Origin of the sequence: Aeromonas sp. R2-1 (assembly GCF_040908425.1) — a bacterium.
Taxonomy (GTDB): Bacteria; Pseudomonadota; Gammaproteobacteria; order Enterobacterales; family Aeromonadaceae; genus Aeromonas; species Aeromonas caviae.
The window spans coordinates 1-15,918 of the sequence record NZ_JBFODR010000044.1; the positions used below are offsets into that span (position 1 = coordinate 1).

Sequence of the window (15,918 nt, forward strand, 5' to 3'; positions counted from 1 at the left end):
CCAGCCCGGCCTGAATGGCCTCACCAGCGGCGGCCAGCCGACTCACTATCAGGTCAACGGCAACGTCATCACCCTGCTGGATGCGGGCGGCAAGACCATTCTGACCGTGACCCTGGGGCTGGATGGCAAGTACCAGGTGGTGCTCGACGGCGTGCTGGATCAACCGGTCAGCACCAACAGCGTCAACCTGGGGCTGCAGGTGCAAGGCACCGACTTTGACGGGGACAAGAGCAACCTTGGCACCCTCAATATTCATATCACCGACGGCGTGCTGCCCCAGGTCGACCCCGTCTCCCTCACCCTGGTGGAGGACAGCGACTGGAGCGCAGCCCAGACCCTCACCGGGGATCTGGCCATCACCGCCGGGGCCGATCCCCTGGTCAACATCGTATTCGATGCCAGCCAGCCTGGCCTGCAGGGGCTCACCAGCGGCGGCCAGCCCGTGGTCATCACCATCAGCGGCAACAGCATCAGCGGCGCCGTCAACGGCCAGAACGTCTTCACGTTGACGCTGGATCAGAACGGTCACTACGTCTTCACCCTGAACCAGCCGCTGGATCAGGGGAGTGCAGACAGTCTGCTCAAGGCGGGCTTCACCCTGACCGACAGTGACGGAGATAAAGTCTCCTCCACCCTGAGCGTTGCCATCGGCGACGGGGCCAATCCGGTCATCAGCGCCGTGACCGGCACCGAGATGACGGAGGCGAACCAGGGGGACGGCGCCGTGGTGAGCGCCATGAGCTTCACCGTGAGCCACGGGGCTGATGCGCTCGACACGAGCAGCCTCAAGTTCGACATCGCAGCCATTCAAGGCAGCCTGGATGGCAAGTACAGCAGCCACGGCAGCCCGGTGACCTTCACCCTGGATGCCAACGGCGATCTGGTGGGGACCAGCGCGGACGGCCGCGAGGTGCTGCGGGCCGAGCTGGATTTGGTGGAGAGCAACGGCAACTGGAGCGTCACCGCCAAGGTGACCCTGGGGGCCGAGCTGGATCACCAGGGGAGCGAGTCCCTCGACCTGCCGCTCACCGTCACCCTGACCGACAAGGATGGGGACAGGGTCTCCACCGATTTACCGCTCACCATCAAGGATGGCCATGCGCCGCACTTCGTGGCGGGCAGCGGAGTGAGCCTGGATGAGCGTGGGCTCGACGGCAGCAATACCCTGACCGGCACCGGCCACTTCCAGGTCAATGCGGGCTCGGATCGGGTGAGCGAGGTGTCGTTTGCCGACATCAGTGAGCAGCCGGCCCTGACCGCCCTGGGGCAGAGCGTCAAATACGAGCTGGTCGACGGCGATGCCAGCATCCCGGGCAACCAGGTGCTGAAGGGCTATGTGGAAGTCAATGGCCAGCGCGTCGAGGTGCTTCAGGTCGAACTGGTGGGCAAGCTGGACAATGCCGCCAGCAACGGTTTTGACTACAAGGTGACCCTGTTCGAGGGGGTTCACCAGAGCGGTGGCACCGCCACCGACCTGCCGTTCAAGCTCAATATCGTCGACAGCGACAAGGGCAGCGGCAACAACGACAGCACCACGGGTACCCTCAACATCCGCATTTCGGAAGGGGACAAACCGACCCTCAACCTGACCGGTGTGACGGTGAGTGAAGGGCGCTTCGATGGCGCCGGCAACAACCAGACCGGCGATGATCAGCATGCCACCGGCACCTTGACCATCACGGCGGACTCCGATCCCGTGGTGGACGTGCGGCTGACCCTCTCGGGCCAGGTCGTGGATGGGAGTGGCAAGGCCATCACCCACAATGGTGAGACCCTCACCTGGCAAGAGGTGGCGGGCAGCAACGGCCACAGCTTCCAGGCAGTGACTGCGAGCGGCACCCTGGTGCTGACGGTGACCCTGCCCAATGTGCCGGGGCGCATCGAAGCCCATACCCAGGCAACCCTCGATTACCAGGTGAAGGTGCACACCAACCTGGATCATGGGGTGAGTGATAACCTGAGTCTGAATTTGCCGTTCAAGGTGACCGACAGCGACGGCAGTGTGATCACCGGCAGCACCACAGCGGTGATCACCGATGCGGCGGATCCCGTGATCACCGCCATCGAGGGGGTGACCGTCAAGGAGTCGGACCTCAACGGGGGCAGTGGCCAGCATGGGGGCACCAGCCCGTCAGGCACGGGAGAGGTTGCCATCGGCCAGGTGACGATCGCCGCCGGGAGTGACCGGGTGGTTTCCCTGCAACTGGATGTAGCCCGCTTCAACGCCCTCAATACCCTGACGTCGGGGGGCAAGGCGGTCACCATAGGGGCAGACAGCCAGCCGGGTGTCTACCTTGGCAAGGACAGCGCAGGCAAGCTCATCTTCAAGCTGACCCTGGATGCGTCCGGCCGCTACACCTTCGAGCTGACCGGCAACCTGGATCACAGCGTCCAGGGCAAGGATCTGCTGGATATCCAGCTGCCGTTGCAGGCACGGGACAGTGACGGGGATCTGAGTACCGAAGTGATCGGCCATGTGAGCGTGCAGGATGACGTACCCGTGGCCGTGGACGCGAGCAAGACCCTGAATGAAGGGGCGAAAGTGACCGGCGATCTGCTGGCCACTGCCAGCGAGGGGGCGGATGATGCGGTGGTGAAATCGGTCACCATCAATGGCACCGAGCACCCCATCGCCGCCACGGGCAATACCACCATCTCGGTGACAGACGGAACGGGGCAGATCATCGGCACCCTGGTGATCAATGCCGAGGGTGACTACAGCTTCACCGCCAAATCGGGCATCGATCACAGCAACAGCACTCTGGTACAGCAGATAGGCTTCCACCTGGTGGATGGCGACGGAGATACCGACGACGGTCTTCTGACCCTGACCATCCGGGACGAGGCGGGCAAGCTCACCGTGAGCGCCGTCACCGGCCAGGAGGATGCGGGGGCGAGCGATCCGGGCCAGGGGATCCCCATCACCATGAACCTGGATGTGGGGGATTTCGATCGGGGCGAGCATGTGGAGCAGTTGCTTATCCAGGCGCCAGCCAACGCCCAGGGCACCTTCTATTTCAACGGCGTCGCACTGACCACCATCACCCAGGGGGGCAAGACCTGGTATGAGGTGCCGCCCGCGGCCATGGTGGCGGTGGCCAACACCGATGACAAGTTCCAGCTCACCGGTGTCACCTTTGTGCCGAACCACGACTACTCGAGCTACAACAACGAAGGTGCTCCGCTGCGCTTCCCGGTGCAGTTGCAGGTAGGCGTCACCGAGGGGAGCAAGCCCCCGGTGCTGACCGGCAATCTGGACATCACGGTGCAGGGCATTGCCGACAAACCCCTGTGGGATGCGGGCAGCACGCACCAGCACTACACCGCGGACGAGGACAGCAGCGGCATCGCCCTCAACGTCAAGGCGGGCCTCACCGATACGGACGGCTCCGAGACCCTGAGCTACCAGATAGAGTGGGCCTCCGGCCAGGGCACGCTGACCCTGAATGGCAAGGTGCTCACTCCGGGGGCGAACGGCCTCTATACGGTGGCCGGTGGCGACATCAACAAGGTGACCGTGGTGCCCGGCAAGGACTACAGCGGTGACATCAAGCTCATTGTGACCCCGGTGAGCACGGAGAAGACCCCGGTGGTGACCGGCAAGGAGACGGCCCTCGGCGATCCGCTGGAGGTGATTGTCAACGTAAACCCGCTGGCGGACGACGCCAAGCTGACGGTGCGCGAGATCCAGGGCAAGGAAGATACCCTGATCGATCTGGGCAGCAAGATTGGGCTCGCCCATCTGGGAGACACCACGGATGGCTCCGAGCAGCTGTTCGTGCGCATCAGCGGCCTGCCCGCCGGTGCCACCCTGCTGCTTGGCGGGGTGGCGGTCACTCTGGATGCCAACGGCTACTACGAGGTGCCCTATGACCGCATCAATGACCTCAAGCTGCTGCCGCCCAAAAACAGCAACGTCGATTTCGATCTCACCATCAAGGGGGTGGTGAAGGACACCGCCATCCTGACCGATGCCAGCGGCCAGACCCACACCGTGGTGAACGAGAAGGAGACCGGCAGCCAGAGCCTGCACGTTGATCTGGTGGGGGTAGTGGATGAACCCCATTTCGATCTCAATACCACCGACTGGACCCAGGATGGCAACGGCTACAGCATCACCATCCAGGAGGATGGCCGGGCGCCGCTGGACTTCAAGCTCACCTCGGGGGAGTGGACGGATACCCCGCTCGATCACTCGGAAACCCTCAACCTGGTGCTGGAAGGGCTGCCGGAAGGGGCCAGGGTATTCGACGGCAGTGGCAAGGAGCTGACCCTGACCTTCGCCGGGCTCGATGGCAAGGGCAATCCCCTCTATCAGGTGGATGTGACCAGCCTTGGCAACCTGCAGATCCAGCCGCCCCCCAACAGCACCGCCGATCTGCACCTGGTCGGCCACGTGGTGGTGACCGAGAATGACGGCGACCACAAGAGTTTCGACGTGCCCCTCATCATCAAGGTGGAGCCGGCCATCGACGCTACCGACTATGCCAAGACCAGCCATGGCCTGGAGGATCAGTTCACCGTCCTCGACTGGCAGCCTGACCTGACCGACGGCGCCGAGAAGGTGACCCACCTCAGCCTGTCCGGTATTGAACCCGGGTATGAAGTCTGGATCCGCGTGGGCGGGGTCGAGACCCAGCTGACCGTGAGCGGCGGCGCCGTGGAGTTGAGCGACGCCGAGCTGCAGAGCCTGCTCGGCGGTGGCCAGCTGCTGGTGAGAGGGCCCGAGGACAGCGACAGGGACACCACCCTCCAGAGCCATGTCACGGTGACACAAGTGGATGTGGACTCCAGCGCCACCGCCGAGAAGGTGATCGATGGCACCCTGCATGTGGATATCCAGGCGGTGGTGGAGCCCGATGGCAACCTGGTGCAGACCGGTCAGCTGGAGAGCCCGGACGGGCACGACATTCCGCTGGACGGCGTCTTCGTGTTCGAGGATCTGGACCCCAGCAGCGATGAGGTCATCGACTACCTGGTGATCAGCGATCTGCCCCCCGGCTTCGTGGTGGTGGGCGGCATCAACGATGGCAAGGGCAACTGGACGGTGCCCCACGACGCCCTCGGCAGTTATGCCTTGCGCTCGCCGGATGGCTTCACCGGCACCGTCACCTTCAAGGTGAGCGCCAGGGTGATCGACCTTGGCGACAACAACGAGGGGGATGTGAGTGCTCCGGCCTATCGGGAGATCACCGCCAGCGCCGACTTCCATGGCGCGACCCACTCGGGTCAGGTGGCCGCCGATGTCGATTTTGACAACAGCGCCCCCATCACCGGGGTGGAGGATCACGGCGTCAACTTCGGCAGCCAGCTCAAGCAGATGGTGACCCTGGGCACGGCAGATGCTGATCATGACGAGCTCAGCATCGTCATCACTGGTCTCCCCCCGGGCGTCAACGTACAGGGGCTCACCTATGACTTCGTCAACGGCGAGTACCTCATCAAGTTGCCGGGCGGCCTCGATGATCTCGACCGCCTGACCCTGACCCTGCCGCAAGACTATGCCGGTGACGGCCTGCACTTCAATGTGCGCCTGGTCAACACCGACACCGTGAGCGGTGACACCAAGATGGTGGAGAAGGACGTCACCCTCTCCATCACCCCGGAGGTGGACATCAACGGCGGGGCGGACGGCCTGCCCGAGCTGCAACTGAATGTGAAGGACGTAAACGGCGACGGTCAGCCTGACAACCTGGAAGACACCGACATTCATCTCGATCTCTCGGTCAAGCTCGCCGACATCAGCCCCTCGGTGGCCGATGGCGGTCTCGAGACCGTGGAGCAGGTGGTCGTGACCGTGGATCACCAATATGGTCACTTCCTCGACAAGAACGGCCAGCCGGTCTCCACCCTCACGGTGAACAACCCGGCGGATCTCAAGGATCTGGTGTTCGTGCCCAAAGAACACTTCAGCGGCAAGGTGCCGCTGGCGGTGACGGTGGATATTCTCGATACCGCCACCACGGGCACGGATCGGGGGAGCTGGAGCGGCAACGTGAGCTTCGAGGTGCTGCCGGTGAACGATCCGGCCAACCTCACGGTCCAGAACGTCACGGGCCAGGAAGATGGCAGCGTGAGCCTGGGGGGGCTGGGGGCCAGCCTCATCGACAACGATGGCTCCGAGCAGATCGTCGGGTTGCAGATCAAGGGGGTGCCGGATGGCTTCACCCTGTCCGCCCCGGCGGTCAACAACGGCGGCGGGGTGTGGCAGGTGCCTGTGGGCACCGACTTCTCCAAGCTGACCCTGATCCCGCCTGCGGACTTCAGCGGCACCGTGGATCTGACCCTGAGCGCCTTCACTCTGGACAAAGGGCTGACCTTGCCCCTTGAAACCAGTGCGGGCTTCACCGTCACCGTCAATCCGGTGGGGGATGCGGTCATCACCGACATGCAGGAGCAGGCGAGCGGCACCGAAGGGGATGTGATCACCCTGAACCTGGGGGTGGAGACCCGGGATACCCAGGCTACCGGCGGTAATGCCGGCAATGTGCACGAGAACGGGCCCGAGCAGGTGCGCGTCACCCTGGAAGGGGTGCCGGACGGGGCAGAAATCCGCCTGCCGAGCGGGGTGAGCGGCACCGTAGTGGATCTCGGCGGTGGCCGCTGGCAGGTCACCACGGATGGGGGCAAGCTCGACGCGGTGGAGCTCGTGACCCATGACGCCAACGGCGCCATGGCGATCAAGGTGACGGCCCAGAGCCTGGACAACGGCGCCCTCGGCCCCGAAGTGAACGGCACCATCCATCTCGATGTGAGCCCGGTCAACGACGCCCCCGTCAACGTGCTGCCCGATGATCCCCAGGTGGCCCAGGAGGACGAGCCGTTCGTCATCCAGGGTCTGCAGGTCAAGGACGTGGATGCGGGCAACGGCATCATGGAAGTGCGCCTCTCGGTGGAGCACGGCACCCTGACCCTGCCGGCCGGGAGCGGCGTGACCCTGACCGGCAACGGTACCGGCGATGTGGTGCTGACCGGCACGCTGGCGGATCTCAATGCCCTGCTCTCGGGCGGCGTCACCTATCAGGGCGACCCGGACTTCCATGGCAATGACGCCTTGACCATGGTGACGGACGATCGGGGCAATACCGGCAGCGGTGGCGCCCTGAGTGACACCGATGTGCTGCCCATCCTGGTACAACCGGTCAACGATGCCCCCGTCAACCAGCTGCCGACGACGCCCCAGGTGGCGCAGGAAGATCAGCCCTTCACCATTCACGGGCTGCAGGTGAGCGATGTGGATGCGGGCAACAGCCCCCTCTCTGTCACCCTCTCCGTGCTGCACGGTACCCTGGAACTGGCGGCGGGCAGTGGCGTGACGGTGAGCGGCAGCGGCAGCAACACCCTGGTGCTGAGCGGTTCCCAGGATGCCATCAATGCCTTGCTCGCAGGGGGCGTGACCTATCAGGGCGAGCAGGACTTCAATGGCCAGGATGCCCTGACCATGGTGACCAATGATCTTGGCAACACCGGCAGCGGTGGCCCTCTGAGCGATACCGACGTGCTGCCCATCGAGGTCGAGCCGGTCAATGATGCCCCTGTCACCCAGGTGCCGGGCTCATTGCAGGTGAAAGAGGATGGCTCCCTGTCGCTCACCGGGATCAGCGTGAAGGACGTGGATGCGGGCAGTGCGCCCATCGCCATGGTGCTGCGGGTGGAGCACGGTGTGCTGACACTGCTGGGGGCGGCAGGCGCCGTCTCGGTGCAGGGGGCGGGGACCAGCGTGGTGACCCTGGTCGGGTCACTCGATGATCTCAACGGCCTGCTGGCAGGCAACCTGCACTACGAGCCAGCCAGGGACTTCTGGGGTCTGGACAACCTGAGCATCACCACCTCGGATCAGGGCAATACCGGTGCCGGTGGCGTCCTGACCGACAGCGCCCAGATTGCCATCCAGGTGACGGCCGAGCCGGACGATCCCCAACTGGGGGTCGGCACCCACGATATCCTTGCGCTGCAAGGGGCCTGGGTGCCGCTCAACCTCAGCGCCAGCGTGGTCAATCCGGCCCCGGGCGAGCTGTCGGTGCGGATCCAGAACCTCGGCAACGCCCAGGTGGTGGACGAGCACGGCCAGAGCGTCGGCCACGCGGATGGCAACGACTGGTTGCTGCCGATGGACCAGTCCGTGCCCATCTACCTCAAGGATCTGCCGGCGGGGGATCATGCCCTCACCCTGAGTGCCGAATCCAGCCTGGGTGGCAGCACCCTGAGCTCGGCCACGGAGACCATCACCATCCACAGCGAGAGCGGCCACGATCTGCTGGGCTCGGATCAGGGGGACTGGCTGTTCGGCTCCTCCGGCAATGATCGCCTCCTGGGTGGCATGGGGGATGATGTTCTGCGGGGCGGTCAGGGCAACGACATCCTGACCGGCGGCGCCGGCAGCGATCTCTTCGTGTGGGGCAGTGGTGACGAGGGGACGACGGCCTCTCCGGCGATAGACACCATCACCGACTTCCGTCCCCAGGAGGGGGACAGGATCGATCTGGCGGACCTGCTCAAGGGGGTGACCGACAACAGCGTGGATGGCCTGCTGGGTCATCTCCAGGCATCGGTGACCAGCACCGGCAACGGCCTGAGTGACGTGAGCTTGTCGGTCTCCCCGGCGGGGGATGGCAATGTCACCCAGCAGATCACCCTGAAGGACGTGGATCTGAGTGGCTGGAACCTGAGCGGCTCCTCCTCTCACGACATCCTGCAATCCATGCTGGATCAGCACAGCCTGATCATCCAGCACCCCTGATGGGGTGAGATGATGCAAAGAGCCGGCGAATGCCGGCTCTTTTTTTGGCTGAATATGCTGGCTTGATATTTCCTGGTGGTGGTAATGGGAGATGGATTTTAACGGGGTGGGTGTTGTTGCTGCTTTTCACTGTGTGGGTGGTTCAAACAACCAAAAGGTTCGCCGCCCGGGCCTCCCATCGGGCTGCCCGGGCGGCGTCAGGGCCTTGCCGCGCCGATCCCGGTCAATACCGGCCAGAGGGGGCGCAGGCATTGACCGGGGCGTGTCTCTTCCAAGCCGGTGCCCGTGATGATGGGCGGACCGGGGAGATGGCGGTCAGGCCAGCGCCCGTGCCAGCAGGTGCACCGGGTGTTCGCAGCGAAACGCCGTGCTCATCTCGATCTGCCACTTGCAGGTTTCGCAGTCGGTGATGACCAGATCGGGCTTGAGCCGGTTTATCTGATCAAACAGCCCCTGACCGATGGCCTGGCTGGTGTCGTAGTTCTCCGACTTGAAACCGTAGGTGCCGGCGATGCCGCAGCACTGGGAGTCCAGCACCGTCACCTTGACGCCGGGGATGGCCCGCAGCAGTTCGAGGGTATAGATGACCCCCCCCATCTTCTCCAGGTGACAGGGGGTGTGGTAGGCGATGTGCAGATTGAGGGGCTTCATGGCCGGTTTGTTGCCCCGATCGAACTCGTTCCACAGGAAGCGGGTCACCAGGGAGATGCGATCCCGCACCTTGTGGTTGTCCTGCTCCAGCAGGTGGGGATATTCGTCCCGCAGGGTGAAGCCGCAGGTGGAGGAGGTGGCCAAGAGCGGCATCTCGTTGCCGAGCAGGGTGTTCTCCAGCTGCTGGATATTGAAGGCCGCCTGCTGCTTGGCCTTGTCCATGAAGCCGTTGGCAATCAGCGGCACGCCGCAGCACTTCTCCCGCGCAAGCAACTGGACGCCGATGTTCATGGCGTTGAGCACCTGCACCAGCTCCTTGCCGAGCTGAGGGTGGTTGTAGTTCACATAACAGCCGTGGAAGTAGGCGATCTGGCGCGCAAAGCGGGCCTGAGTCGCTTTCTGCTTCTTGTACCAGCCGCGGAAGGTGCCTTGTGAATATTTGGGCAAGTCCCGGTGGGAGGAGACCCCCAGCGCCTTGTCCAGCACCTGTTTCATCGGCTTGAGGCCGGTGGTGAAGTTGACCACCGGGGCCATCAGGGTGGACATGCTGCCCATCAGATCCGTGTGGGAGAGCACGAACTCGCGGATCCCCGGTTTGAAGCCGCTGTACTGGTGCTTGGCCTTGGCAATAATGTCGCCGATGCGCACCCCGCTCGGGCAAGCCACTTCGCAGCGCTTGCAGTTGGTGCAGTATTTGAGGGCGCTGTCAAAGAGCTCCGGGCTCTTGATGCGCAGCCGCTCCCCATCCGGGCCCGCCTGCTTGGGGCCGGGGTAGGCCGGGTTGGCCTTGGCCACCGGGCAGTAGGCGGTACAGACGGTGCATTTGATGCACTGATCGAAAGTCTGGTTGGCATGATCCAGTAGCATGTCAGTTCTCCTCCCGTTGGGTGTGAAGGCACGGGATATGGGGCGAAATCATCATTGGGCTGAACTCAAAATGTGACCGGCGGCCTGCCAGCCGGTGGCGATCGCGACACCTGAGCCAGAGCCCTCCATGGATTGGGCATCGTCGTGGGCCAGCACGCCGTGTCGTTGGAGTGGGAATATGTGATTCATCTCAGCCCTCCGCCAGAATATGGCCAGCGGCTTGCCAGCCGGTGGCAACAGCCACGCCGGAGCCGGAACCTTCTTTAATGGGGTCATAGTGCGCGAGCACGCTGCCGGCGCCGTAAAGGTTGGTGAGGGGCCTGCCGCCGCGCAGCACCCGCAGCCGCTCGTCGGTCTTGACCCCGAAGCCCATGAAGGGGTGGTGGTCGAACAGGCGGCGGCCGGCCCAGGCGTCGCGCTCGGCAAGGCTCAGTACGTCGGCATCGAAGATGGGTTCACGAATGCCCCCGAGGCGCGACTCCAGCCCGCGGCTGAAGAAGCTGCCGGAGGCGAGCACGAAGTGGTCCGCCTCGAACAGCTGATCCTCCCCGTGCTGGCTGTGCACCCCGATCACCTTGTCGCCGTCATAGCGGGCGCCCAGCACCCGCTCGCTGGTGAGGAAGGTGCCGCCAAGGGCCATGAAGCGGCGCTTGAGGGCCTCCTGCATCCGCATGCCGATGAGGGACGGCGGCATGGTGGCCACCTCCTTGATGGTGCAGCCGGTGCGCCGTTCCAGCTCGCTCAGACGCGGGCCGACCAGCCCCAGCGACAGGCAGGCGGGCAGCACGATATGGCGACAGCCGGGCACGCCGCATCCCTGCACCATGCGGCTGATCTCGCGGGCCAGATCCGCCAGCAGGTCCTGCTGGCCAGGCCCCTGCTTGTCGAACAGGCGGGCGATGTCGGCGGAGCGAAACTCGTGGGGATTGCGGCTGAACTGGGCGAGCTGGGGCAGGCGAATTTCCCCGGTCAGGATGCGGCTGTGGGCAAAGCGGGCGTGGGTCGCGAGATTCGCCGCCGCGAGCGCCGGGTGAAAATCGCGAAACCCTTCCAGGGTGGCGAGCAGGATGGCGTCCGGGGCAGGTGCATCGGTCACGCAGGCACAAGTGTCGGGGGAGAGCCAGGTGGATTTCAGGGTGCCGATGGGGGTCAGGCGATGGTGGTTGTGCTCCTGGCGCATCAGGGGCAGCCCCTCTTCTGCGCAGTGGCGTTGCAGATCGGCCAGACTCCCCTCGATATTCTGCATGCCTACTTTGCTGTAGGGGTGATCCGGATGGGCCGCCATGAAGGCGGGCAGGGCGGCGCGGGGATCTCCCTCGCTCTCCAGCAGATCCACCGAGCCGGAGGAGAAGTGCAGGGCGCTCTGGCCGGAGGCCATCAGCAGGGTCTTCTGGCCCGCCTCGGCGAGGCGCAGGGCTGCGGAGAGGCCCGCCATGCCGCCGCCGATCACGATGCTGTCAAATTTCATGGCTGCGCTCCTTGGTGGAATTGGCGGTGCTGGCATCGAGCGGGAAGGGGGGCTCGCTCACCAGGTGGGGGGCCGTCCACTCGCCAAGGCCGAACAGCCCTTCGTAGATCCAGTAGGTAAATTCCGCTTCCCGCAGGGCATCGCCCCACAGCACGGGCCGGGTGCCCTTGTAGCGCTCCTCCAGGAACTGGCGCAGCATGACGCAGGCCTGACGACCGTCCGCCTTGCCGTACTCCTGCATCAGGCCGGCGGCGCGATAGGCGCACAGCTCCCCCTGACAGGGGCCCATGCCCAGACGAGTGCGGCGGCGCAAGTCCACCAGGTTGTCCACGTCGAGCTCCCGCAGGGCGTATTCAATCTCGCCCGCGGTCACCATCTCGCACTCGCAGATGAGGGCGTTGGCCTTGGGGTTGTCGCGGAAAAAGGCGATGACCCGCTCGCCGTGGCGGTACTGGGCCGAGCCTTCGGCGGGTACCGAGAGGCCGGGGGCGGAGACCTTCTCCGGATCCCGCGAGCCGGGCAGGCTCAGCTCGGCGGTGCGGCAGGGCTTGCTGTTGCCAAGCTTTTTGGCAAGCAAGTCGGTGGCCCATTCGGCCATCAGCCGGTAGGTCATCAGCTTGCCGCCTGTGATGGTGTTGAACCCCTGGAGGCCGTCACGATCGCTGTGATCCAGCAGCACGATGCCGCGGCTGATGTTGCGGCCGGACTCGTCGCCATCCACCGCCACCAGCGGGCGAACGCCGGCGTAGGCGCGCAGCAGACGGGTGCGGGCCATGATGGGGGCCAGTTTTATCCCCTCGCGCAGCAGCACCTCCACTTCTTCGGGCTCGACGGTGAGCTGGTCAATCTTGTGGTAATCGATGCGACTCGACGTGGTGCCGATGAGGGAGATGGTATCGCCCGGCACCAGAATGTCCGCGTCCGCCGGTTTGCGGCAGCGGTTGAGCACCAGCTGGTTGATGCGGTAATCCATGATGAGCAGGGAACCCTTGGCGGGGAACATGCGGATGCCGAGGTCGGCGTACTCGCATATCTGCTGGCCCCAGATGCCGGCGGCGTTGATCACCTCCTGGCACTCCACCTCGAACGCTTCGCCGGTGCGGGTGTTGATGGCCTTGACCCCGTGCACTCTGTCTTGGTTGCGGAGCAGCCCCAGCACCTTGCTGTGGGTGAAGATGCGGGCGCCGTGCTCCTTGGCATCCAGCACGTTGGCGGCAGCCAGACGGAAGGGATCGACCGTGCCGTCCGGCACCTGGATGGCACCGATCAGCGCCGGGTTGACGTTGGGCTCGAGGCGCAGCGCCTCGGCGGGATCCAGCTGGCGGGCGTCGATGCCCGCCAGGGCGCAGGCATCCATGAAGGTATTTTGAAAATGGATGTCATCTTCCGGCAGGGTGATGAAGAGGCCGCCGGTGTCCTCGACGCAGTGGCTGGCGATCCGCTTGAGGATGCGGTTCTCCTGAATGCATTCGCGGGCGGACTCCTGATCCGTCACCGCGTAGCGGGCGCCGGAGTGGAGCAGGCCATGGTTGCGGCCCGTGGTGCCGGCGGCGATGTCGTCCCGCTCAAGCAGGATGCAGTCGATGCCGCGCAGCGCGCAATCACGCATGATGCCGGCGCCGGTGGCGCCCCCCCCTATGATGACGACTTGTGTGGTGATTCTTTTCATTCGTGCCCGTCTCATCTCTTCCAGATGAGGCCAGTGTGGCGCCTTCACGACGTAAAATGTTTGATATGGGCCAAATTAATGTTCGTAAACGCTCATTGAGTGTGAGGGGATGAGCGAAATGTGATGAACCTCACGTCACCGTCGAGGCGGGCAGGGGAAAGCATGACGGGAGGGGAGAAGGCCAGCCCGGAGGCTGGCCAGAGGGCGGCGTGGGGGAAACCTCAGCCGCAGCACTTCTTGAACTTCTTGCCGCTGCCACAGGGGCAGGGGTCGTTTCGCCCCACCCGCAGCGGCGCCGGATCCTGCTCGCCGTCGGTGTAGACCCAGCGCCCCTGATGGCGCACGAAGCGGGAGCGCTCATGGAGGCAGTGACGTTCATCCCCCTCCAGGAACCAGGCTTTGAATTCCACCATGCCGAGGGTGTCATCGGGGCCGCCCTGGCTGGCGAGGATCTCGAGGCCATCCCAGCGGGTGTCGGTCGATGAGAGGTCGGCCGCGGTCAGCCCGTTCAGATAGTCCGGGTGCCAGCTGTGTACCAGATATTCTCCCAATCCCAGTACGAAGGCGCTGTAGCGGGATCGCATCAGCTGCTCCGGGGTGGCGGCGGGCTGACCTGCGTGGAGTACACCGCAGCACTTGGCAAGAAAAAGAGAGGAACCGCAAGGACATAGGTTCATGAGTCAGCTCATCTGGTCGATAATGAAAGGTGGCGGGATTGTAGCGAACGCACTTCCCTTTCGGCCAGCTTCCCATGCCGTTTAGGCAGACATCATGCAGCAATGAACACAGCACAAAGGGTGACACAATGACACTTAAGCAGAAGATCCTGTTACTGGGGGCCATCCCCGTGCTGCTGATGGCCCTGGTGGTCAATCTCAGCAACTACCTGGTGGCCAGGAGCGATCTGGAGTCGGATCTGGTGGTGGCGCGGGAGAGGGCAATCAAGGAGCGCAAGGCGCTGCTCAGCAGTTATCTGATGCTGGCCAAGACGGCCATCGAGGGCAGCTACGGCAAGCCTGACAGTCCCGAAGTGCGCCAGCAGGTGAAGGAGATATTGCGGCCGCTGCGCTATGGCAGCGACGGCTACTTCTTCGTCTATGACTATCAGGGCAATACCGTGCTGCTGCCGACCCGGCCCGAGATGGAGGGGAAGAACCGCTGGCAGGACAAGGATACCAAGGGTGCCTTCCTCATTCAGGGGATCATCAAGTCGGCGCGGGAAGGAGATGGCTTCTCGGAGTACTGGACCAACAAGCCCTCTATCGGGCGGGATGCCCCCAAGCTCTCCTTCAACCTGGTGCTCGACAAATATCAGTGGGTCGTGGGCACGGGCTTCTACATCGACGACATCGACAATGAGCTGGCCACCCTGCGCAGCGAGCGGGAGGAGACCATGTATGGCTCCCTGAAAACCGGGGTGCTGTTCATCCTGGTGATCCTGGGGGTGACCCTGGCGGCCACCGTGGTGATCGGCAACCGGGTCACCCGCCCGCTGGCGGATGCGGTTGCCGCACTCAACGACATCGCCGACGGGGACGGGGATCTGACCCAGCGCCTCAAGGTGCAGAGCAAGGACGAGGTGGGGCAACTGGCCGCCGCCTTCAACCGCTTCGTCGAGCGGATCCAGTCGGTGGTGAGCCAGGTGGGGGAGACCAGCCACCAGTTGCTGGGGGCCGTGGATCGGCTGCATAGCCTGAGCGAGCATGCGGACAGGCAGATGCAGGGCCACGGCAAGGAGACGGATCAGGTGGTGACCGCGGTGACCGAGATGAGCTCCACCGCCCAGGAGGTGGCGGCGAGCGCCTCCAACGCCGCCAGCGCCACCAGCGATGCGGCCCGCGAGTCCGATGCGGCCCGGGGGGTGGTGAACAGCGCCATCGGCAGCATCAACCGGCTGGTGGACGAAGTGCATGTGGCGGCCGGGGTCATCGAGCAGCTCGCCCATGAGACCGGCAAGATAGGCTCCGTGGTGGAGGTCATTCGCGGCATCGCCGATCAGACCAACCTGCTGGCCCTCAACGCCGCCATCGAGGCGGCCCGGGCGGGCGAGCAGGGGCGCGGCTTTGCGGTGGTGGCGGACGAGGTGCGATCCCTCGCGGGCCGTACCCAGCAGAGCACCAAGGAGATCAACGAGATGCTCCAGCGCCTGCAGGGCGGAGTTAAACAGGCGGTGGAGGTGATGCAGGCCAGCGAGGCACGCAGCCAGGAGACGGTGCAGGAGGCGAGCCACATCGCCAGCTCCCTGGACAGCATGGTGGCGGCGGTGGGCACCATCAACGACATGAACATCCAGATCGCCACGGCCGCCGAGGAGCAGCACGCGGTCTCCGAGGAGATCAACAAGAACCTGGTGGCCATCCAGCAGATCGTCAGCGAGCTGACCGAGGCGTCCGGGGAGTCCAGCACCACCACCCGCGCCCTGGCAGGCACGGGTGACAAATTGCGCCAACTCGTCTCCCGCTTCCGTTACTAATCACATTTTTGCCGTCTGGACAGGATTTCCAGACGGCAAATTTGGGGATC

Annotated in this window: 7 protein-coding genes; 2 read left to right on the forward strand and 5 right to left on the reverse strand. The window is 64.4% G+C overall.

Annotation, left to right across the window (positions count from 1 at the left end; genetic code table 11):
- Window positions 1-8,740: type I secretion C-terminal target domain-containing protein (locus AB5Y80_RS16485; RefSeq protein WP_368173214.1), on the forward strand; the 8,740-nt coding region annotated here is incomplete at its 5' end.
- Between the two features lie 315 nt (window positions 8,741-9,055).
- Here AB5Y80_RS16485 and glpC read toward each other — a convergent pair.
- From glpC to AB5Y80_RS16510, 5 genes are all read right to left on the reverse strand, one after another.
- Window positions 9,056-10,258 (reverse strand): anaerobic glycerol-3-phosphate dehydrogenase subunit GlpC, encoded by a 1,203-nt coding sequence (glpC, locus tag AB5Y80_RS16490; RefSeq protein WP_042017056.1) that lies wholly within the window; start codon window positions 10,256-10,258, stop codon window positions 9,056-9,058.
- A gap of 51 nt (window positions 10,259-10,309) precedes the next feature.
- Window positions 10,310-10,447, reverse strand: coding sequence for a hypothetical protein (locus AB5Y80_RS16495; RefSeq protein WP_187171352.1), 138 nt, complete (start codon window positions 10,445-10,447; stop codon window positions 10,310-10,312).
- Window position 10,448: 1 nt separating this feature from the next.
- Window positions 10,449-11,726 (reverse strand): glycerol-3-phosphate dehydrogenase subunit GlpB, encoded by a 1,278-nt coding sequence (gene glpB, locus AB5Y80_RS16500; RefSeq protein WP_103260242.1) that lies wholly within the window; start codon window positions 11,724-11,726, stop codon window positions 10,449-10,451.
- A complete protein-coding gene (glpA, locus tag AB5Y80_RS16505; protein ID WP_323944734.1) occupies window positions 11,716-13,395 on the reverse strand; it encodes an anaerobic glycerol-3-phosphate dehydrogenase subunit A in 1,680 nt (559 codons plus the stop codon). The genes glpB and glpA overlap by 11 nt, the downstream gene beginning before the upstream one ends.
- Window positions 13,396-13,616: 221 nt before the next feature.
- The gene (locus tag AB5Y80_RS16510) at window positions 13,617-14,072 is read right to left on the reverse strand and encodes a YchJ family protein (protein ID WP_080768035.1); all 456 of its coding nucleotides are present in this window, start codon (window positions 14,070-14,072) and stop codon (window positions 13,617-13,619) included.
- Window positions 14,073-14,200: 128 nt separating this feature from the next.
- Between AB5Y80_RS16510 and AB5Y80_RS16515 the strand changes: the two genes are divergently transcribed.
- Entirely contained in the window at window positions 14,201-15,868 is a 1,668-nt protein-coding gene (locus AB5Y80_RS16515; protein ID WP_010674921.1) for a methyl-accepting chemotaxis protein, read from the forward strand.
- The last annotated feature ends 50 nt before the right edge of the window (window positions 15,869-15,918 follow it).